Source organism: Streptomyces sp. NPDC088554, from assembly GCF_044752945.1.
Taxonomy (GTDB): Bacteria; Actinomycetota; Actinomycetes; order Streptomycetales; family Streptomycetaceae; genus Streptomyces.
Window position 1 is genome coordinate 1 of record NZ_JBIVMF010000078.1, and the last position, 3,082, is coordinate 3,082.

2 protein-coding genes are annotated in these 3,082 nt (G+C 72.0%); both read right to left on the bottom strand.

The genetic code is table 11. The annotated features are described in order from the left end of the window. A partial coding sequence (locus ACIP8W_RS31775; protein WP_401958925.1) for a beta-ketoacyl synthase N-terminal-like domain-containing protein occupies positions 1-921 on the bottom strand: 921 nt, incomplete at its 3' end. A 112-nt stretch (positions 922-1,033) separates the two neighbouring features. Further along, positions 1,034-3,082 (bottom strand): SDR family NAD(P)-dependent oxidoreductase (locus ACIP8W_RS31780; RefSeq protein ID WP_402205879.1); only part of this gene is annotated, 2,049 nt, incomplete at its 5' end.

A 3,082-nucleotide genomic window follows, 5' to 3' on the forward strand; every position in this document is an offset into this window, starting at 1 on the left:
CAACCCATTCGACGCACCATCCTGATTCGCCGCGGAACCCCGCACCACCGCCAACACCCGACGACCATTCCGCCGCGCATCCGACAACCGCTCCAACAGGACGACCGCCGCGCCCTCGCCCCAGCCGATGCCGTCGGCCGCGTCCGCGAACGCCTTGCACCGGCCGTCGACGGCCAGGCCGCGCTGGCGGGCGAAGACCACGAAGGCCGCGGGGGTAGCGAGGATGCCGGCGCCGCCCGCCAGCGCCAGCGAGCAGTCGCCCTGGCGCAGCGACTGGGCCGCGAGGTGGAGGGCGACGAGCGAGGAGGAGCAGGCCGTGTCGACGGTGACCGCCGGGCCCTGGAGGCCGAGCGCGTACGAGACGCGGCCGGACATCACACTGCCCGTACCACCGGTCAGGGCATAGCCCTGGTCCTCGGAGGAGTCGAGGAGCATGGCACCGTATCCGGTCGGCAGGCCGCCGACGAAGACGCCGGTACGGCTGCCGCGCAGCGACAGCGGGTCGATCCGGGCGCGTTCGACCGCCTCCCAGGAGGTCTCCAGCAGCAGCCGCTGCTGCGGATCCATGGCCAGCGCCTCACGCGGCGAGATACCGAAGAGCGCGGGGTCGAAGTCTCCGGCGTCGTAAAGGAACGCGCCTTCCCTGGTGTACGTCTTGCCGGGCTTGTCGGGGTCGGGGTCGTAGAGGTCGTCCAGGTCCCAGCCCCGGTCGGTCGGGAGTCCGCCGACCGCGTCGACACCGTCGGCGACGATCCGCCACAACTTGTCCGGCGAGTCGGCACCGCCGGGCAGCCGGCAGGCCATCCCGATGATCGCGAGGGGCTCGCGCCGCTTGTCCTCGGACTCGCGGAGCCGCTCACGGGTCTGCTGCAATTCCGCTGTGACCCGCCGCAGATAGGTACGGAGCTTGTCCTCGGTCATGGTCGACTCCAGTTCGGTGGCGAGGTCGGAAAGGGGACGGACGGCAGAGGCCGGAAGGAGCGGGAGGGAGCGGGAAGTGCGGGAGGGAACGGGAAAGGGCAGGGCGGGCGGGTCAGGAAACGCCCAGGTCCCGGTCGATGAGGTCGAAGATCTCGTCGTCGGTGGCGGAGTCCAGGGAGTCCGTCGTCGCGGGAGCGGCTTCGGCGTCCGTGGCGCTCAGTCGGCCGGCCAGGTCGCGCAACCGTCGCGCGATGTCCGAGCGGGTGTCGGTGTCCATGTCGGGGGCGGAGACGGCCCGGAGAAGGGCCTGCTCCATCCGGTCGAGTTCCTGTTGTACGCGCATCGCGTCCATGACGCCCTCGGCGGTGCCCGTCAGCAGCTCGCCGCGCAGGAGGGTGGCGAGGGCTGTGGGGGTGGGATGGTCGAAGACGAGGGTGGCGGGCAGCCGCAGTCCGGTGGCCGCGTTGAGCCGGTTGCGCAACTCCGTCGCCGTCAGCGAGTCGAAACCCAGATCCTTGAACGGCCGGTCCGGGGTGAGGGTGTCCGGTGTCGCGTGTCCGAGGACCGCCGCGCCGTGCTCGCGCACCAAGTCCACCAGGACGTCCTGGCGTTCGATGTCGGTCAGTCGGCCGAGACGGTCCCGCAGCCGGGCTGCGGCGGTCTCGTCGGTCCCCGTCGCCTCCCCTGCCCGGTCCTCGCCCCGCAGGGCACGGGCGGCCTCGGAGATCTCCTCGATCAGCGGACGCCGACGGGACATGGCGTAGATGGGAGCGAACCTCCGCCAGTCCATATCGGTGACGACAAGGGTGGTCTCGTCGTGGTCGACCGCCTCCCGCATAACCTCGATGGCCAGCTCGGGCTGCATCCGCTGGACGCCCATCCGCTCCAGCTGACCGGCGACGGCCTCGGAGCCCTGGAGCATGCCCCCGCCGGCCCAGCCGCCCCAGGCGAGCGAGGTGGCGGGCAGGCCGCGTGCCCGGCGCTGCTGGGCCAGTGCGTCGAGGAACGCGTTGGCGGCGGCGTACGTACCGTTCCCCGCGCTGCCCCACACCGCCGCGCCCGACGAGAAGAGCACGAACGCGTCCAGGTCGAGACCGGCGGTGAGTTCGTCCAGGTGACGGGCTCCGGCCACCTTGGCCTCGGTGCCGCCCGTCAGCTCCGCCGGCTCGATGGACAGTACATCGGAGAAGGTCGCCACCCCGGCGGCGTGTACGACCGCGGTGAGCGGCTGCTCCTCCGGTACGGCCGCGAGCAGCGTGGCCAGTGCGTCACGGTCGGCCACGTCGCAGACCGCGAAGGTCACCCGCGCACCCAACTCCTGCAACTCTCGGCCCAGTTCGGCAGCGCCCGGAGCCTGATCACCGCGCCTGCTGGTCAGCACCAGATGCTCCACGCCCTCGGCGGCCAGCCAGCGGGCGACATGGGCGCCGACACCGCCCGTACCTCCGGTCACCACAACGGTGCCCCGCGGTTTCCACGGACGTACCGGATCCCGTCCCGCCAACGCGGCCCGTACCAGGCGTCGTACGAGAACACCCGACTCGCGTACGGCGATCTGGTCCTCACCGCCCCCGGACGCCGCGAGTACGGCCGTCAGAAGCCGCCCGGTGTGCGGGCTCCAGTGGGCGGGGAGATCGATGAGTCCGCCCCACCAGCCGGGGTGCTCCAGCCCCACCACCTGGCCGATTCCCCATAGTTGGGCCGCTTCGGGGCGTACCTCGTCACCGGCGGCGACGGCGGCGGCGCCGGTGGTCAACCACCACAGGGGTGCCTTCACATCGATGGCGTCCAGATCCCTCAGCAGGGCGACCGCCTCGTCGAGCGAGCGCGGCGAAGCGATCACACCGGCGTAGTCGCCGGGGACGACATCGGCCGAGACCTCGGCCTCCGCACCGGCCGCCCGCACGGCCTCCGCGACCTCCTCATCGGTCGAGATCACCAGCCAGCGTCCGGACAGCGGCGCATCCTCCACGACCGTGCCGCGCCGCCAGACGACGCGGTAGCGCCAGTCGTCCACGGCCCGGCCGACCGCGCCGGGGAGGGAGACCTCGGGCCAGTAGTGGCGGTGCTGGAAGGCGTACGTCGGCAACTCCACCGGCCGGGCACCACTCCCCGCGAACCACTCCTGCCAGTCGACACCCACACCATGGACATACGCCTC